This is a genomic window from Arthrobacter sp. zg-Y877 (assembly GCF_030373105.1).
Taxonomy (GTDB): Bacteria; Actinomycetota; Actinomycetes; order Actinomycetales; family Micrococcaceae; genus Arthrobacter_B.
The window spans coordinates 316,569-331,569 of the sequence record NZ_JAUCPU010000001.1; the positions used below are offsets into that span (position 1 = coordinate 316,569).

The window sequence follows — 15,001 nt, forward strand, 5'->3', positions numbered from 1 at the left end:
CGGCGGCCGGCCGGCTTCGACCATTGAGTAGATATGGCAACGCAGCCACAGAAGCGTTTGGAGAGATACGTGGACAATTCCGTGAACCCCAGCAAGGAAACCAGCGCCGCCCGGACCCGTCCGGTGGTACAGCAGTTGAAGGACCGGCCCAAGGCCTCGGTGCTGATCATCGGCGGCGGCATCAACGGCGTCGGCACCTTCCGGGACCTGTCCCTGCAGGGCGTGGACGTAGCCCTCGTGGAGCGCGGGGATTACTGCCAGGGCGCCTCGGGTGCGTCCTCCCACATGATCCACGGCGGCATCCGCTACCTGGAAAACGGCGAGTTCCGCCTCGTGCACGAATCCGTCGTCGAGCGCAACGCGCTGCTCCGCCTGGCTCCGCATTACGTCAAGCCGCTGCAGACCACCATCCCGATCACCACCACCTTCTCGGGCATCACCGCTGCGCCCCTGCGCTTCCTGACGCACAAGCAGGGCAAGCACACCGAGCGCGGCGCCGTGCTGATCAAGGCCGGCCTGCTCATGTACGACTTCTTCTCCCGCGGCGGCCGCGTGGCCCCCAAGCACAACTTCGTCGGCAAGAAGAAGTCCCTACAGGAACTGCCGAAGCTGCGCCCGGACGTCAAGTACACCGCCACGTACTTTGACGCCTCGGTCCACAACCCCGAGCGCCTCACCCTGGACGTGCTCCGGGACGGCCTCGAAGCCAACCCGCAGTCCCGCGCCAGCAACTACGTCAGCGCCGTCGGCACCACCGAGGGCGGCACCGTGCTGCGCGACGAGGTCACCGGTGAAGAGTTCGTCTTCGACGCCGACGTCGTTATCAACGCCACCGGCGCCTGGGTTGACGAGACCAACGATTCCTTCGGCAAGCGCACCAGCTTCATGGGCGGCACCAAGGGCTCGCACATCGTCCTGGACCACCCGGAACTGCTGGAAGCCTGCTCCGGCCGTGAAATGTTCTTCGAGCACACCGACGGCCGCATCGTCCTGATCTACCCGATGGGCGACCGCGTCCTGGTCGGCACCACGGACATCGACGCCGACATCAACGAAGCGTCCGTCTGCACCGACGAAGAGATCGAGTACTTCTTCGAACTCATCGCCCACGTGTTCCCGACCGTCGACGTGCGCCGCGACCACATTGTCTACACCTTCTCGGGTGTCCGCCCGCTGCCCAAGCACGACGACACGCAGCCCGGCTTCGTGTCCCGCGACTACCGCGTGGAAAAGCGCACGGACAACCGCGGCGGCCGGAACGTCACCAGCCTGTCCCTGGTCGGCGGCAAGTGGACCACTTTCCGCGCCCTGTCAGAGACGCTGGCTACCGAGGCGATGACCGCCCTGGGCATGCCGCGCAAGACGACGACGGCGGAACTGCAGATCGGCGGCGGCAAGGACTTCCCGCGCACCGAGGCTGAAGAGCGCCTGTGGGTCAACCGCATGGCCTCCGACGTGGCCGACCGCGACCGCGTCCGCGTCCTGCTGACCCGTTACGGCACCCGCGCCGTCGACGTCCTGGACTTCCTGTCCCAGGGCGGGGACCAGCTGCTGGCATCCACCAGTGAACTCAGCACCCGTGAGCTCACCTACATGGTGGAGAACGAGCAGATCACCCAGCTCGCCGACATCCTGATCCGCCGCACCTCGCTGGCCTTCCGCGGCCTGGTGACAGAGGCCATGCTGACCGAGCTGGCGGACCTGCTGGCTCCGCAGCTGGGCTGGGACGACGCCGAGAAGCGCCGCCAGGTCGAGTTCACCCACAACCTACTGGTCACCATGCACGGCATGAAGATCCCGGCGCTGGCTTCCTAGTACCGGAGTAAGACAACGGCAGCAGAGGGCGGACACCGATAAGGTGTCCGCCCTCTGCTGTTCTGACCCTGAGGGAACGGCTGAGCTAGGCGACCGCGGTGGTCGGTGCCCAGACGGCGTCCAGCTTCGCGCCGGCTTCGACCTCGGTGAGCCCGAGAGACAGGGATATTTCGGTCAGCAGCGGCCTGCGGGCATGGCGGAGCATCTCCCGCTCGGCCTGCGAGAGACCGCGGTCGGCGTCACGGAGCATCAGGTTGCGGACGACGGCGGCAATCACCATCGGATCACCGGTGGCAAGCTTCTCGGTGTTGTCCTTGTACCGGCGGGACCACTGGGCATCCTCTTTATCCGCCGGAGCGCGCAGGATGCCGAACAGTGCGTCGAGCCCGGTCCGGTCCAGGACGGGACGCAGGCCGACATGGTCCACCTGGTCAATGGGCACCCACACCATCAGGTGGGAGGACTGGACCTCGAGGACAATGCAGTTTTTCTGCAGGCGCGGATGGGTTTGGAACGAGCTGACAACGGCGGGGCCGTGATGGGGGTGGACCAGGATCTGGCCTTCGGAAAATGGCAACTGCTACCTCCAAGGAAGCGGAAGGGCAGGGGTGCGGCGACTTCTATTATTTTACCGCGTTCGCGCCGGGGCAGAATGGAAGAGTGACTTCTCCGGCCTCCCTGCCCGCAACCGGCCTCCGCCATCCCTTCGACCTGGCGGTCATCGGTGCCGGACTGGTGTTCGCCGAATCGGTTGAAGAGCTGGCCGCGGTACTGGCCGGCGCAGGCGGCGCCGGGACCGCCGTCGTGCAGGCACCCCCGGGAACCGGCAAGACCACGCTGGTCCCTCCGCTCGTCGCCGATGTGCTGGCACGCAGCAGCACGCAGCCCCGGGTGGTGGTCACCCAGCCCCGCCGCGTAGCCGTCCGTTCCGCCGCCCGCCGGCTGGCAGCCTTGGACGGCAGTGCCCTCGGCGGGCGGATCGGTTATACGGTCCGGGGTGAAAGCCGCACCGGTCCGGAAACACTGGTCGAGTTCGTGACGCCGGGAATCCTGCTGCGCCGCCTGCTGGCCGATCCGGGCCTGGAGGACGTGGATGCAGTCATCCTGGACGAGGTCCACGAACGCGGGCTGGAAACCGACCTATTGCTGGGCATGCTCACCGAGGTCCGGCAGCTGCGCGAAGACCTGACCCTGGTCGCCATGTCCGCGACCCTGGACGCACCGCGCTTCGCTGCCCTGATCGGCGCGCCCGACGGCGGTGGACCGGCCCCCGTCATCGGCTGCCCTTCGGCGCTCCACCCGCTGGAGACCGTCTGGGCACCCGCTCCGGTACCCCGGTTCGACGAACGCGGCGTGACCCGCGGGTTCCTCGACCACGTGGCGGACACCGCAGCGGCAGCCCATTCCCGGGCCGCGGCCGGCGATCCAAGTATCGACGCCCTGGTGTTTGTGCCCGGGGCACGGGAAGTGTTGGTTGTTGCGGACCGGCTGCGGTCCCGGGTCCCGTCCGGAACCGAAGTGCTGGAGCTGCACGGACAGATTCCTCCGGCCCAACAGGACCGGGCCGTCTCCGGCCGGGGTCATGGTGAGCCCGCACGGATCATTGTGTCGACGTCGCTGGCCGAGTCCTCCCTGACCGTGCCGGGCGTCCGGCTCGTGGTCGACTCGGGACTGGCCCGCGAGCCGCGCCGGGATGCCGCCCGCGCGATGTCCGGGCTGGTCACTGTGTCCTGTTCCCGTGCCTCCGCACAACAGCGCGCCGGCCGCGCGGCCCGCCTCGGTCCGGGCACGGTGGTGCGTTGCTACGACGACCGGGCCTACGGAGCAGCGCCCGCACACCAGACGCCGGAAATCGCCGTCGCCGACCTCACCGCCGCGGCGCTGGTGCTGGCCTGCTGGGGTTCGCCCGGCGGCGAAGGCCTGCCGCTTCCCGACGCGCCGCCGTCGGCCGCCATGCGCGACGCCGTCACGGTGCTGCAGGGACTCGGCGCCGTGGACGCGCAGGGACTGGCGACCGAACGGGGCAGGATCCTCGCCCGTATCCCCGCGGATCCACGGCTTGCGCGGGCGCTGCTCGACGGCGCAGGTGCGGTGGGCGCCCGGACGGCGGCTGAGGCGGTCGCGCTGCTCTCGGGGGATAACCGTGCACCCGGAGCCGACCTCACCCGCCTGCTCGCCGGAATGCGGGCCGGACGCGAACCGGGGGAGCGGCGCTGGTCCGAAGACGCGCGGCGGCTGGAGCAGCTGGCCCGCCGGGAGAAGGGAACCGCGCCGGCCGTGGCGGGAGTTTCAAACGGCGAAGCCCTCGGATACGTCATTGCCCTGGCGTTCCCGGACCGGGTTGCGCGGCGTGTTCCCGGTTCGGGCCAGGAGCGTTACCTGCTCACCTCCGGAACCCGTGCCGGCCTGCCCGCGGGCAGTTCCCTCACCGGTCAGGAGTGGCTTGCCGTCGCTGACGTCACGCGGGCGGAAGGGCGCGACGCCGCCGGGACCGGTGCCGTGATCCGTTCCGCCGCACCGCTGACACTGGCTACCGCGGAGGCCGCCGCCGAACACCTCGTCACGGACCTGGTGGAGGCCGACTTCGCCGGCGGCCGGGTCACGGCCCGGCGGGACCACCGCCTCGGGGCGGTTCTCCTGGGCTCCACCCCGGTCCGCCCGTCCGCCGAGGAAGGACGCGCCGCCGTCGCCCGTGCCCTGACGGCACGGGGGCTCGGCCTGATTGGCTTCTCCTCCGGGGCGGACGCCCTGCGCCGTCGGCTGGCCCTGCTCCACCGGGAACTGGGGGAGCCGTGGCCGGATGTCAGTGAGGCTGCGCTGCTGGCCCGGATGCAGGACTGGATGGGGCCGGAACTGGATGCGCTGGCCCGCGGAGCGTCCGTCGGCAGCGTCGACCTCCTGGAACCTCTGCGGCGGCTGCTGCCCTGGCCGGACGCTTCGCGGCTGGGTGAGCTTGTGCCGGAGCGGCTGGAGGTGCCCAGCGGTTCACGGATACGCATCGACTACCCGGAGGCGGGGGACGACGGCGGCCGGCCGGTGGTGGCGGTCAAGCTGCAGGAGTGCTTCGGCTGGGCCGAAACACCACGCCTGGTGGAAGGCCGCGTGCCGGTGCTTTTCCATCTGCTGTCCCCGGCGGGTCGGCCCCTGGCCGTCACCGGCGACCTGGCGTCCTTCTGGTCCGGACCCTATGCCCAGGTCCGGGCGGAAATGCGGGGCCGGTACCCCAGGCACCCGTGGCCCGAGGATCCCTGGTCGGCGAAAGCCACCGCCCGGACGAAAGCCCGGATGTAGGTCCGGATGTAGCTGCCCTGCACCAGCGCCGGCAGCGAGGCGCCGTTCCAGGGCCCTCAGCTCCGGGAAGCGATGAAGATTTGCGCGTGCCCGTCGACGGTCGCCGTCGTCGGGTCGCCCAGGTAGAGCATGCTGGCGCCCTGTTCCAGATCGGTGCTGACATCGCCCACCGTCACCCGTGCGTCGCCCAGCGCGGTGAGGACAACGGTGAACCGCTCCAGGGGGATGGCTGCGGCTGTGCCGTCGACCACGGCACGCCGCAGGCCCAGATCCTCACTCCAGAGCGGAATGTTCTCCTGGAACTCGTCCATGCGTTCCACTGGAAGGGGTGCGGGGCCGGTCTGGCCGTCTCCCAGAACCTGCTGCAGCTCCGCAATATCCACATAATCCTTGGTTAGTCCTGCCTTCAGGGCATTGTCCGAGAGGCCCATAACCACCATCGCCTGCCCGGACAGATAAGAGTGGAGGCAACCGGCGGGGGTAACCATTGCCTGCCCGGGATCCAGCTTGATGAGGTTCATGCAGATGGCTATGAGAATGCCGCGGTCGCCCGGGAAAAGCGGCGCAAGCCGGCGGAAGACGGCAGCAACGTCTGCGACGGGACCGACGGCGTCCGCCACGCCGGCCATGGCAGCCTCGGTTTCCCGAAGCGCACGGGCAATCTCGGAAGACTCCATGCGGAGCAGGGCATGCACCGGCGTCTCGTGCCGGAACGTCAATAGGGCGTGAAGCCATGGAAGGTCCGCCCCGTCGGCAATAACCCTCAGTTCTTCCCTGCTGCGCTCTCCGGACAGTACGCGAAGGGGTGTGAGTGCGACCGCCACCTCGAATTTCGCGTAGCGGTCCTTATAGTTCCGGTTCCCGGCGTTCAAGGGGACCCCGCGGGTCTGTTCACGGACAAAGCCCGCCAAGGCCTGGTCCGGCCGGGGGTGCAGCTGGATCGGCTTGGGAACATCAGCGTCCAGAAGATGCATCCGGAAGGGGACAGGCCGCACCGGCAGCGCTTCGGGGTGGGAGAAATGGCCGGGGTGGGCGGAAATGAGCCGATCAAGGGCTCCAGGCAGATCATCGGGATCCCAGGCGATCACGGCACCTGTAGCGGAAGGTGGCTTCTGCCGGTTGTCTTGACCGTGCTGCCGGTCGGGATATGTTGCGGCAGGGTCCGTCGATGCCTTCATCGCAGCTGCCGGGTTACGGGTTTCCCTGACCAATCCGTACACGGAAGTCATGAGCGCGGAACCTCCTTCCGGGTGGCCGGAGGGGTCAATGCAGCAAGGTCGGAACCAGGTACCTTCAACTCAATTCACCGCAGGGCGTGCCCTTTATCGCTTGGCCACCGGAGTGGCTTGGACGCAGAAAACCTCTGTCCGATTTTACCGGGTTTTCGGGTGCGGGAGGAGGCCTACGGGTTCCCGGTTTTCCGTGATCCCGCTGACCTTTCCATATGAATCCCGTCGCACCCCGGAGGATGCGCCGTGCCGCGCCCGCAGTGCAGAGCTACCCCCAGCTAGATGCACTCAATGCAATAATTAACGAAATACTTACGAATCCGCACGGAAGCAGGGGCAGGCACAATGGAAAACGCGGCGCGGTCAGTCCGAAGCAAGCCCCGAGCAGACGGCTGACCCGGTGGATTTCCTGATACTCCTGATCGGACTGCTTTTTGGAACGGTCCTGGCCGCCGGGATCGGCGAACGCATCCGGCTCCCGTACCCCGTACTGATGCTGATTTCCTCGGCGCTCATCGCTTTCCTGCCGATCATTCCCGAAGTGCACATCAACCCGGACCTGATCCTTCCCCTGTTCCTTCCGCCGCTGCTCTTCGCAGCCGCGCAGCGCAGCTCCTGGTCTGTTTTCCGCCTGCGCTGGCGTTCCCTGGTGCTGCTGGCGGTGGCATTGGTGGCAGTCACGGTGGCTGTGGTGGCCGGCGTTTCCTGGGCCCTGGTGCCGGCGCTCGGGCTTCCGGCCGCGATTGCCCTGGGCGCCATGGTCGCACCACCCGATCCGGTGGCAGTGGAGGCAGTCGCCCGGAAGGTCCGGATGCCGCGGCGGCTGATCACCGTGCTGCAGACGGAGGGCCTCTTCAACGACGCCATTGCCATTGTCATCTTCCAGGCCGCCGTCGCCGCGAGCACCAGCGGCGGGCACGTGGGCTGGGATGTGGTGCCCGACTTCCTCCTCGCCTCCGCCGGTGCCGTGGTGCTCGGTCTGGCCATGGCATGGGTCGTGGGCAGCCTGAACCGGTTCGTGCCGAATATGGTGGCCCGGTCGGCCGCCACGCTCGTCGCTCCCTTTGCCGTTTACCTGCTCGCCGAAGAGGTGCACTTCTCCGGAGTGGTCGCCGTCGTCGTTACCGCACTGGAACTCGGCCGACGGGCCCGCCCGCAGGATTCCGAGGAACGCCTCACCCGCACGGCCTTCTGGGACGTAGTGGAGCTGCTGACTACCGGTGCGGCATTCGGCCTGGTGGGAATCGAAATGCGGTACATCATCAAGGCCGAGGGAACCGAACTGCTGAGCTACATCCCCGGAATCCTTGCCGTGTGCGCGTCCGTGCTTGTGGTCAGGTTCCTGTGGATGATGGCGATCTACCGGATGGGCGGTACGGAAAAGAACCATGTGCCGGGCTCCCTGAAAGAAGTCCTGGTCCTCTCCTGGTGCGGTATGCGCGGTTTGGCGACCCTGGCGCTTGCCCTCGCACTGCCGGGCACCACGCTCGCCGGTGACGCCCTGCCCGGACGCAACTTCGTCGTAGCCTGCGCCTGCGCGGTCCTCATAGTGACCCTGGTGCTGCCGGGATTGACGCTCCCGTGGCTGATGCGCGCCCTGAAGCTGCCGGATGACCACAAAGAGACGGACCGGATGGAACGCGAACTCGCGCTCCGGGCCGAACGGGTCGCCGTCGAAACGATGAAGCGGTCCGCCGCCATCCAGCAGCTGCCGCCGGACCGCCGCGCCACCCTGGCCAAGCGGATGGCCTCGCTGCACTCCATGCTCCAGAGCGATGAAGAAGACGACTCGCAGAAGATGTTGGACCGGAAGGCGACCTTGGAGATCATGGATGTGGTCCAGCGCGAAGCCATGGACGCCGCCCGCCGGGAGGTGCTCGAGGCCCGCCGGCAGCGCGGCATGGATCCGGAGGCCGTGGACCGGGTGCTGCGCCGCCTGGATCTCCGCACCGTCACCATGGACCACCCCGAACGGCACTAGACTTCCTCTGCATGAGCAACAGTGTGGAATCCTGGCCGCATCTTGCCGTTGCCTGGCTGGTGCAGTCGGCCGCGGCCGCGGTACTGGCCGTCTCCGTCGTCGTCCTGCAGTTGTGGATTTTCCCGGAGACGGTCCAGGCGACGGTGCTGCTGGCCCTGATCCTGGGCTCAGCGGTGATGCTGCTGCTGTCCGCCCCGCTGTTCTTTGACTGGCTGCGCAACCGGTTCCAGCGGCCCTGGGTGGTGCTGGTGCTCACCGCTGCCGCCACCATCGCCGGTGGATGCGCGATGGTGGTGCTGTTCGTGCTGGGGTTCGGACTCCTGGTCACCGGGTTCTAGCCTGCAGCCGGTACGCGGTTCAGCGCTTGGCGAATTTCGGGTCGAACACGCCGGACAAACGGACAGGTGGATCCCGGCCGCCGTCGGCCACCGCATAGGATTGCAGGCCGGGCCCGCTGAAGTGCCGACCGTCCCCGCGCCGCCCGAAACTGCTGCGGCGCCCGCGCACCATGAATAGGACTTCCACTCCTTGAGTATCGACTCCTCCGCACAACCCGTTCCTACGGCCGGAACCTCCCGGCGCTCCAAGAAGGTGCCGGCTCCGGCCACATTGGATCCCCGCACCAAGACAGTCATCGGCATCCTGCTCGTTTCCTCGTTCGTCGTCATCCTGAACGAAACGATTATGAGCGTCGCCCTGCCAAGGCTTATGGCGGATCTGAACATTACTGCCGGAACCGCCCAGTGGCTCACCACCGGTTTCATGCTGACCATGGCCGTGGTCATCCCGGCCACGGGCTTCCTGCTCCAGCGCTTTTCCATGCGCGGCCTGTTCGTGACCGCCATGTCACTGTTCAGCGCCGGAACCCTGCTCGCGGCGCTTGCCCCGGGGTTCGGCACCCTGCTGGGCGGCCGGATCATCCAGGCCAGCGGCACCGCCATCATGCTGCCGCTGCTGATGACCACCGTCCTGAACGCCGTTCCGGCCCACCGCCGCGGCCAGATGATGGGCACCATTTCCATCGTCATCGCGGTGGCGCCGGCCATCGGCCCCACGGTTTCCGGCATCATCCTCAACGCGCTGGACTGGCGCTGGATGTTCTGGCTCGTCCTGCCCATTGCCCTCCTGTCCCTGGGCCTGGGCGGGCTGAAGATCCGGAACCTCACCGAGACCAAGCGCGTGCCGTTCGACGTGCCCTCCATCGTGCTGTCCACCTTCGCCTTCGGCGGCCTGATCTTCGGCCTGAGCAGCATCGGTGAGGCAGCCCAGGGCAAGGAACTGATGCCGCTGTGGATCCCGCTGACCGCCGGCGTCCTGGCCATGGCCGGTTTCGTGCTGCGCCAGCTGGTGCTCCAGCGCACCGACCGTGCCCTGATGGACCTGCGCACGTTCACCAGCAAGCCCTTTGTTGTGGCCATCGTTATGGTCCTGGTGTCCATGATGGCGCTCTTCGGCTGCCTGATTGTCCTGCCCCTGTACCTGCAGAACGTGCTGGGGCTGGACACGCTCTCCACCGGACTGCTGCTGCTTCCCGGCGGTGCCGTGATGGCCATCCTTTCGCCGATCGTCGGCAACCTCTTTGACCGTTTCGGCCCCCGTCCGCTCGTGATCCCCGGGGCACTGGTGCTCAGTGGCGCCCTGTGGGGGATGACCCTGCTGACCGATGAAACCCCCGTCGGCCTGGTCATCCTGCTGCACTGCCTGCTCAATGCCGGACTGGGGTTCATCTTCACCCCGCTGTTCACCTCGGCCCTGGGCTCGCTGGATAAGTCGCTCTACTCCCACGGCAGCGCGATCATCAACACGCTCCAGCAGCTTGCCGGCGCTGCGGGCACCGCCGTCTTCGTCACGCTGATGACCACGGGTACGACGGCGGCCCTGGCCGACGGCGCGTCAGCGGTCTCCGCTGCGGCTTCGGGCGTCCACACGGCGTTCTTCTGGGGAGCCGTTGTTTCACTGGTGGCTGTCGCGGCGGCGTTCTTCGTCCGCCGTCCCACCAACGAGCTGCCCGAAGGCGTGGCCATCCACTAGGTCCGTCTCAGGAGGTCAGCGACAGGGACATCAGGACCTCGTCGCGGTCGCCGTCGGGAAGCCGTAGCGCATCCCGGCGGCGGCCCACCTCCTGCCAGCCGCTGGAACGGTAAAAGTCTTCCAGGCCCAGGCCGCCGCGTGCTTCAAGATGCAGCTGTTCCAGCCCAAAGTCCTCCGCCGCTGCCCGGGCGGCTTCCGACATCAGCGCGCGCCCTATCCCGGCTCCGCGGAACGGAAGTGCGGTCTGCAGCCGGGAGATCCGCGCCCAGTGTGCCGTCAAAGCCCCGGCATTACCCGCCAGGAGCAGCCATCCGGCCAGCCTGCGTTCCACTGTGGCAACCAGGAGGCGGTTCTCGGGTTCCCCGAGAGATCCGACCAGTGAGTCCACGGCCGAAAGGACCTGCTCTTCCGGCACCGGAAGGAACGGGAAGCCTACGGCACCACCGGCATTGGCCACTTCGTACCAGCACCTGCGGAGCTGTACCTGCATCCGGCTGTCGACCATTTCCGGTGTGGTCAGCCAGGCCAGGCGAAAGTCCGTCATGGGGAAGATCATCGCAGAAGGAAGATCTCCGCCACGGCTCAACCCGCCGGGGGAGACGTGCCCCCATTGACCGACGGTGTGACGGGGGTCATACTAACTGAACGATTAGTTAGTCCTTCCGTCAGGAGTCTCCATGACCGTCACCCAATCCGCGCGCCCGGCCTTCGACCCCACCGCGGTGGCCGACGTCGACGCCGACCTCTACCTCCTCGATGAGCTCCTGGACGACGAGGCCCGTGACGTGCGGGATCGTGTCCGGGCGTTCGTCGACAACGATCTGCTGCCGGTCATCAACGACTACTGGGAGCGGGCCGAGGTTCCGTACGAGTTGGTGCCCAAGCTGGCGGCACTGAACATCGCCGGCGGCACGATCAAGGGGTACGGCTGCCCGGGCATGAGCCGCATGGCCGCCTCCACCGCGGCTGCGGAACTTGCCCGGGGCGACGGTTCCATCAACACGTTCTTCGGTGTGCACTCCGGCCTGGCCATGGGCAGCATCGACATGCTGGGCAGCGAGGAGCAGAAACAGCGCTGGCTGCCGGCCATGGCGAGGTTCGAGAAAATCGGTGCGTTCGCCCTCACGGAGCCCAGCCACGGATCCGATTCGGTGTCCCTCGAAACCAGCGCCCGCCGCGACGGCGATTCGTACGTGCTGAACGGCAACAAGCGGTGGATCGGCAACGCCAGCTTCGCCGACATCGTGATCATCTATGCCCGCGACGAAGCCGACGGCGCAGTCAAGGCCTTGGTGATGGAAAAGGACGCCGACGGCAACCACCCCGCCGGCTACCGGGCTGACGTGATCACCGGCAAGATCGGCAAGCGGGCGGTCCTGCAGCCGGACATCGTCATCGAGGACCTCCGTATTCCCGCCGAAAACCGCCTCGCCAACTGCAACTCATTCAAGGACGTCAACAAGGTGCTGGCCGCGACCCGCGGGGGAGTCGCCTGGGAAGCGCTCGGACATGCGGTGGCCGCGTACGAGATTGCCGTGGCCTATGCCAAGGACCGGATGCAGTTCGGCCGCCCCATTGCCGGGTTCCAGCTGGTGCAGAACAAGCTGGCAAACATGCTCGCGCAGGTTACCGCGATCAAGCTGACCTGCTTCCGCCTCAACGAGCTCGGCGACCAGGGCAAGATGACCGGACCCATGGCGTCGATGGCGAAGATGTTCGCCGCCCGGCAGGGCCGCTGGGTCTGCTCGGAGGCACGCGACATTATGGGCGGCAACGGCCTGCTCCTGGAAAACCACGTGGCCCGGCACCTCACGGATATGGAGGTGGTGTTCACCTATGAGGGCACCGACTCCATGCAGTCCTTGATCCTGGGCCGCCACATCACGGGCCTGTCCGCGTTCGCCTAGCAGTGGCATGAAGTGGCAGCAACGGACAGGTGCAGGGGCTAGCGGACCCGCAGCCCCAGCACCTGGCCGGTATTGCCGGCTCCGGGGTCCAGCACCTCGGGCCACTGGGCGGCCATCATAAACAGCAGGCCGCCGTCGTCGCCGCCGGTGGCACAGGAGAAGCAGCCGCGGTCCAGCTGGACCGTATCGAGCACGGTTCCCCCTTCCCGGACGTGGACGCAGCGTTCGCCGGGGACCTCGGCGAACCAGATCCCGCCCGCGCCGTCCCAGCAGATTCCGTCCGGCGCGCTGCCGGAGATCCCCGCCCACTCCCCGTCGGGCGTGAGGCTGCCGTCGCCGCTGATGGCAAAGGACGCCAGGCGGCCTGCGTTGGACTCGGCGACCACCAGCGTGCCGCCGTCGTCGGAAACGAGCATGCCGTTGGGGAATGCCAGACCGTCCGCCACCTGTTCCACGGAGCCGTCCGGCCGGATGAGCGCAATGATGCCGCTGGCCTGCGCGGCGCTGGAATAGTCATAGCCAATGCCGTTGACGTAGATGTTGCCGGAGGGATGCACGGCAATTTCGTTCCACGGATAGTCAGACATCCCGCCCAGGTCCGTGTGCGGGACCAGCCCGGCATTGGGTACCTCCAGCAGGACGGTGCCGTCCGTTCCGGAGACCACAACCATCCGTCCGTCCGGCAGCCAGTCGAAACTGATGGGGAACGACGGCACGGCCGATACCCGCCGGACGTTGCCGCCGGAGTCCAGCGCCGAGATAGTTCCCGCCGTCCAGTCCGCGAACCAGAGTTCACCGGCATGCCAGCGGGCCGATTCACCCATGCCGATTCCACTCACCAGTGTTGTCAGTTCCGCCATGCTGTACCTCGATCCAGAGGGTCCGGCTTCCAGTATGCCGCCGGCCCCCGGCTTACAACAGGTGTGTCAGGACGACGGCGCCGGCACGGCGCCCAGCATCCGCAAAGCAAGCCGGCTGTGGTGCAGGCCGATGCCGGCAGCGGTCAGCCGGCCGTCGCCGCGGTACCAGCGCGCTACATCCACGCAGAGGGAAAGCAGGGCCAGGACCGCAAGTCCGGTGTCCTCGACGTCGAACCGGCCTTCCTGCCGTCCACGGTCGACGACGGCACGGAACTCCGCGTCGACAGCCCGGCGGATCTTCAACACCTCGGCGCGGTGGTCCTCCGTAAGGGCGGCCAGCTCGAAGTTCACCACGCTGGACTTGGTGCGGTTGGCCGCCTGCCACTGAACGAAATCCCGGACCATGGTTTCGATCTGCTGCACGGGATCGCTGCTTGATGCGGCACCGGAGCGGACCAAGGCCAGGGTGCGCTCGTGCCCGTGCCGGGAAATGCTGTACAGCAGCTCTTCCTTGGAGCGGTGATGCACATAAACGGCGCCCGGGGTGACCCCGGCCGCCGTCGCAATGTCCCGGGTGGTGGTGCCGTGGAACCCCTTGGCTGCGAAGGCTTCCGTGGCGGAATCCAACAGGCGCTGGCCCGTGCCGGTTGCAGGCACCTGTACCTCCGATGGTGGGCGGAATGAGCGTTCAGCAACCAGAGTAACAGCGGGGTGCCGCGCTCCGGTCAGGCCAGGCGGGACCGCACGATTTCACTGACGGCCTTGCCGTCGAAACGGCCTGCCACCTTGGCGGTTACCGGCTTCATGACCTGTCCCATCTGCCGCATCGTGGGTTCTTCGCCACCGGCCCGCAGTTCGGCGATGGCCTCGTCCACAATGGTTTCGACGTCGGCCCGGGTCAGGGGAGCGGGCAGGTAGGCTTCGATGATCTCGGCCTCGGTGACCTCGGCGGCGGCGCGGTCTGCTTCACCGGCCTCCGTGTAGATGCGTGCCGTGTCGCGGCGTTTGGCCGCTTCTTTCTGCAGCAGGGAGATGACCTGCACGTCGTCGAGCTCCACCGGCGCCTTGCCCGACTTCTCCCGGGTGGTGATTTCGCCCAGCACATTGCGCACGGTAGTCAGCGCCGTCCGGTTGCCCGCTTTCATGTGGGTCTTCATGTCCGACTGCAGCTGTTCCTTCAAAGTGCCCATGGTCCTCGTCCTTACGGTGATGTGGTGCTTTCCCTCCCCATCGTCCCCTATGTGGGCAGGACGGGCTCCACGGGGCGCCCGGACACGGCGAGCAGCAGGTCCAATGCATCGGCTTCGACCGTGGTGCCGGTACCCCACGCAGTCCCGGTGCGGCGGTCGACCAGCCGCAGCCCCGCCGCCCGCTCGCGCCCTCCACCGAAAGCGCCCGGGGTGCGGAGCTGGTAGGCAAGGGCCTGGAGCACAGCGGGTTCCGGATAGCTTCCGCTGAGGCCGAGGGGACGGCGGATGTCCTCGCCGTGCACGATTGCCTCGACGAGCCGCGTGGCCAGCTTGGTTGGCGGCGTCCTGGTCAGACCCGACACGTCCCTCAGTGCGCGCACGGTGTCCTGCGGGTCCTGACGCTTTTCCCGGAGGACCCCGCGGTGGTTCATGCGGTCGAAATCAAGACGTGCGCCAACCATGCCGCGGACGAATCCGATCTTGCCGGTGCGTGCCGTATCCACAAGGTGGGCGAGGACGTCGTGGACGCTCCACCCGGGACACAGCGAGGGTGCCTCCCACTGTTCGGCGGGCAGCGGGGAGAGGTCCGCCACAAGGCGCTGCCGCTCGGCACGTACAACGTCCCAAACTGCTGCTGAAGACTTCCGCATTCCGGCTCCTTTTGTTGCTAAGCACTCGGTACCCAAGGGAACTAAGG

The 15,001-nt window shown here is 67.4% G+C and carries 13 protein-coding genes; 6 read left to right on the forward strand and 7 right to left on the reverse strand.

Annotated elements, in window-relative coordinates; all coding sequences use genetic code 11:
• The first annotated feature begins 33 nt into the window (after positions 1–33).
• On the forward strand, positions 34–1,815 hold the full coding sequence (locus tag QNO03_RS01515) for a glycerol-3-phosphate dehydrogenase/oxidase (protein ID WP_502874533.1): 1,782 nt from the start codon (positions 34–36) through the stop codon (positions 1,813–1,815).
• An 85-nt stretch (positions 1,816–1,900) separates the two neighbouring features.
• On the opposite strand, the gene QNO03_RS01520 is transcribed toward QNO03_RS01515, so the two are convergent.
• Complete coding sequence (locus QNO03_RS01520) at positions 1,901–2,392, reverse strand: CarD family transcriptional regulator (RefSeq protein ID WP_289601512.1); 492 nt, start codon at positions 2,390–2,392, stop codon at positions 1,901–1,903.
• A gap of 83 nt (positions 2,393–2,475) precedes the next feature.
• Between QNO03_RS01520 and hrpB the strand changes: the two genes are divergently transcribed.
• The gene (gene hrpB / locus QNO03_RS01525) at positions 2,476–5,106 is read left to right on the forward strand and encodes an ATP-dependent helicase HrpB (protein WP_229948039.1); all 2,631 of its coding nucleotides are present in this window, start codon (positions 2,476–2,478) and stop codon (positions 5,104–5,106) included.
• Positions 5,107–5,162: 56 nt separating this feature from the next.
• Here hrpB and QNO03_RS01530 read toward each other — a convergent pair whose 3' ends face one another.
• Positions 5,163–6,335 (reverse strand): cupin domain-containing protein, encoded by a 1,173-nt coding sequence (locus QNO03_RS01530; RefSeq protein ID WP_229948043.1) that lies wholly within the window; start codon positions 6,333–6,335, stop codon positions 5,163–5,165.
• 400 nt (positions 6,336–6,735) lie between these two features.
• Here QNO03_RS01530 and QNO03_RS01535 point away from each other — a divergent pair, with 400 nt between their 5' ends.
• The 3 genes from QNO03_RS01535 to QNO03_RS01545 all read left to right on the forward strand — a co-directional run bounded on the left by QNO03_RS01535 (position 6,736) and on the right by QNO03_RS01545 (position 10,347).
• Positions 6,736–8,316: a Na+/H+ antiporter gene (locus QNO03_RS01535; protein ID WP_229948046.1), complete on the forward strand. Its 1,581-nt coding sequence runs from the start codon at positions 6,736–6,738 to the stop codon at positions 8,314–8,316.
• A gap of 11 nt (positions 8,317–8,327) precedes the next feature.
• Positions 8,328–8,654 carry a hypothetical protein gene (locus tag QNO03_RS01540; protein WP_229948049.1) on the forward strand — a complete coding sequence of 109 codons (327 nt, stop codon included), beginning with the start codon at positions 8,328–8,330 and terminating at the stop codon, positions 8,652–8,654.
• A 253-nt stretch (positions 8,655–8,907) separates the two neighbouring features.
• The gene (locus QNO03_RS01545; protein WP_289602039.1) at positions 8,908–10,347 is read left to right on the forward strand and encodes an MDR family MFS transporter; all 1,440 of its coding nucleotides are present in this window, start codon (positions 8,908–8,910) and stop codon (positions 10,345–10,347) included.
• Positions 10,348–10,354: 7 nt separating this feature from the next.
• Here QNO03_RS01545 and QNO03_RS01550 read toward each other — a convergent pair whose 3' ends face one another.
• Entirely contained in the window at positions 10,355–10,891 is a 537-nt protein-coding gene (locus QNO03_RS01550; RefSeq protein ID WP_289601514.1) for a GNAT family N-acetyltransferase, read from the reverse strand.
• A 133-nt stretch (positions 10,892–11,024) separates the two neighbouring features.
• Between QNO03_RS01550 and QNO03_RS01555 the strand changes: the two genes are divergently transcribed.
• Positions 11,025–12,254 (forward strand): acyl-CoA dehydrogenase family protein, encoded by a 1,230-nt coding sequence (locus tag QNO03_RS01555; protein ID WP_289601516.1) that lies wholly within the window; start codon positions 11,025–11,027, stop codon positions 12,252–12,254.
• Between the two features lie 38 nt (positions 12,255–12,292).
• Here the strand turns inward: QNO03_RS01555 and QNO03_RS01560 are convergent, their stop codons facing one another.
• The 4 genes from QNO03_RS01560 to QNO03_RS01575 form a co-directional block, all read right to left on the reverse strand.
• Positions 12,293–13,114, reverse strand: coding sequence for an SMP-30/gluconolactonase/LRE family protein (locus QNO03_RS01560; RefSeq protein WP_289601517.1), 822 nt, complete (start codon positions 13,112–13,114; stop codon positions 12,293–12,295).
• Between the two features lie 66 nt (positions 13,115–13,180).
• Entirely contained in the window at positions 13,181–13,771 is a 591-nt protein-coding gene (locus QNO03_RS01565; RefSeq protein WP_289601518.1) for a TetR/AcrR family transcriptional regulator, read from the reverse strand.
• Between the two features lie 68 nt (positions 13,772–13,839).
• Positions 13,840–14,304, reverse strand: a complete 465-nt coding sequence (locus QNO03_RS01570) for a GatB/YqeY domain-containing protein (RefSeq protein WP_289601519.1) — start codon at positions 14,302–14,304, stop codon at positions 13,840–13,842.
• A gap of 47 nt (positions 14,305–14,351) precedes the next feature.
• A complete protein-coding gene (locus tag QNO03_RS01575) occupies positions 14,352–14,954 on the reverse strand; it encodes a maleylpyruvate isomerase family mycothiol-dependent enzyme (RefSeq protein WP_289601520.1) in 603 nt (200 codons plus the stop codon).
• Positions 14,955–15,001: the final 47 nt, after the last annotated feature.

Coding starts and splice junctions, on each gene's coding strand:
- QNO03_RS01560 (WP_289601517.1), bottom strand. CDS start 13,114: ATGGCGGAACTGACAACACTGGTGAGTGGAATCGGCATGGGTGAATCG.
- QNO03_RS01515 (WP_502874533.1), top strand. CDS start 34: ATGGCAACGCAGCCACAGAAGCGTTTGGAGAGATACGTGGACAATTCC.
- QNO03_RS01555 (WP_289601516.1), top strand. CDS start 11,025: ATGACCGTCACCCAATCCGCGCGCCCGGCCTTCGACCCCACCGCGGTG.
- QNO03_RS01570 (WP_289601519.1), bottom strand. CDS start 14,304: ATGGGCACTTTGAAGGAACAGCTGCAGTCGGACATGAAGACCCACATG.
- QNO03_RS01550 (WP_289601514.1), bottom strand. CDS start 10,891: ATGACGGACTTTCGCCTGGCCTGGCTGACCACACCGGAAATGGTCGAC.
- QNO03_RS01530 (WP_229948043.1), bottom strand. CDS start 6,335: ATGACTTCCGTGTACGGATTGGTCAGGGAAACCCGTAACCCGGCAGCT.
- QNO03_RS01540 (WP_229948049.1), top strand. CDS start 8,328: ATGAGCAACAGTGTGGAATCCTGGCCGCATCTTGCCGTTGCCTGGCTG.
- QNO03_RS01575 (WP_289601520.1), bottom strand. CDS start 14,954: ATGCGGAAGTCTTCAGCAGCAGTTTGGGACGTTGTACGTGCCGAGCGG.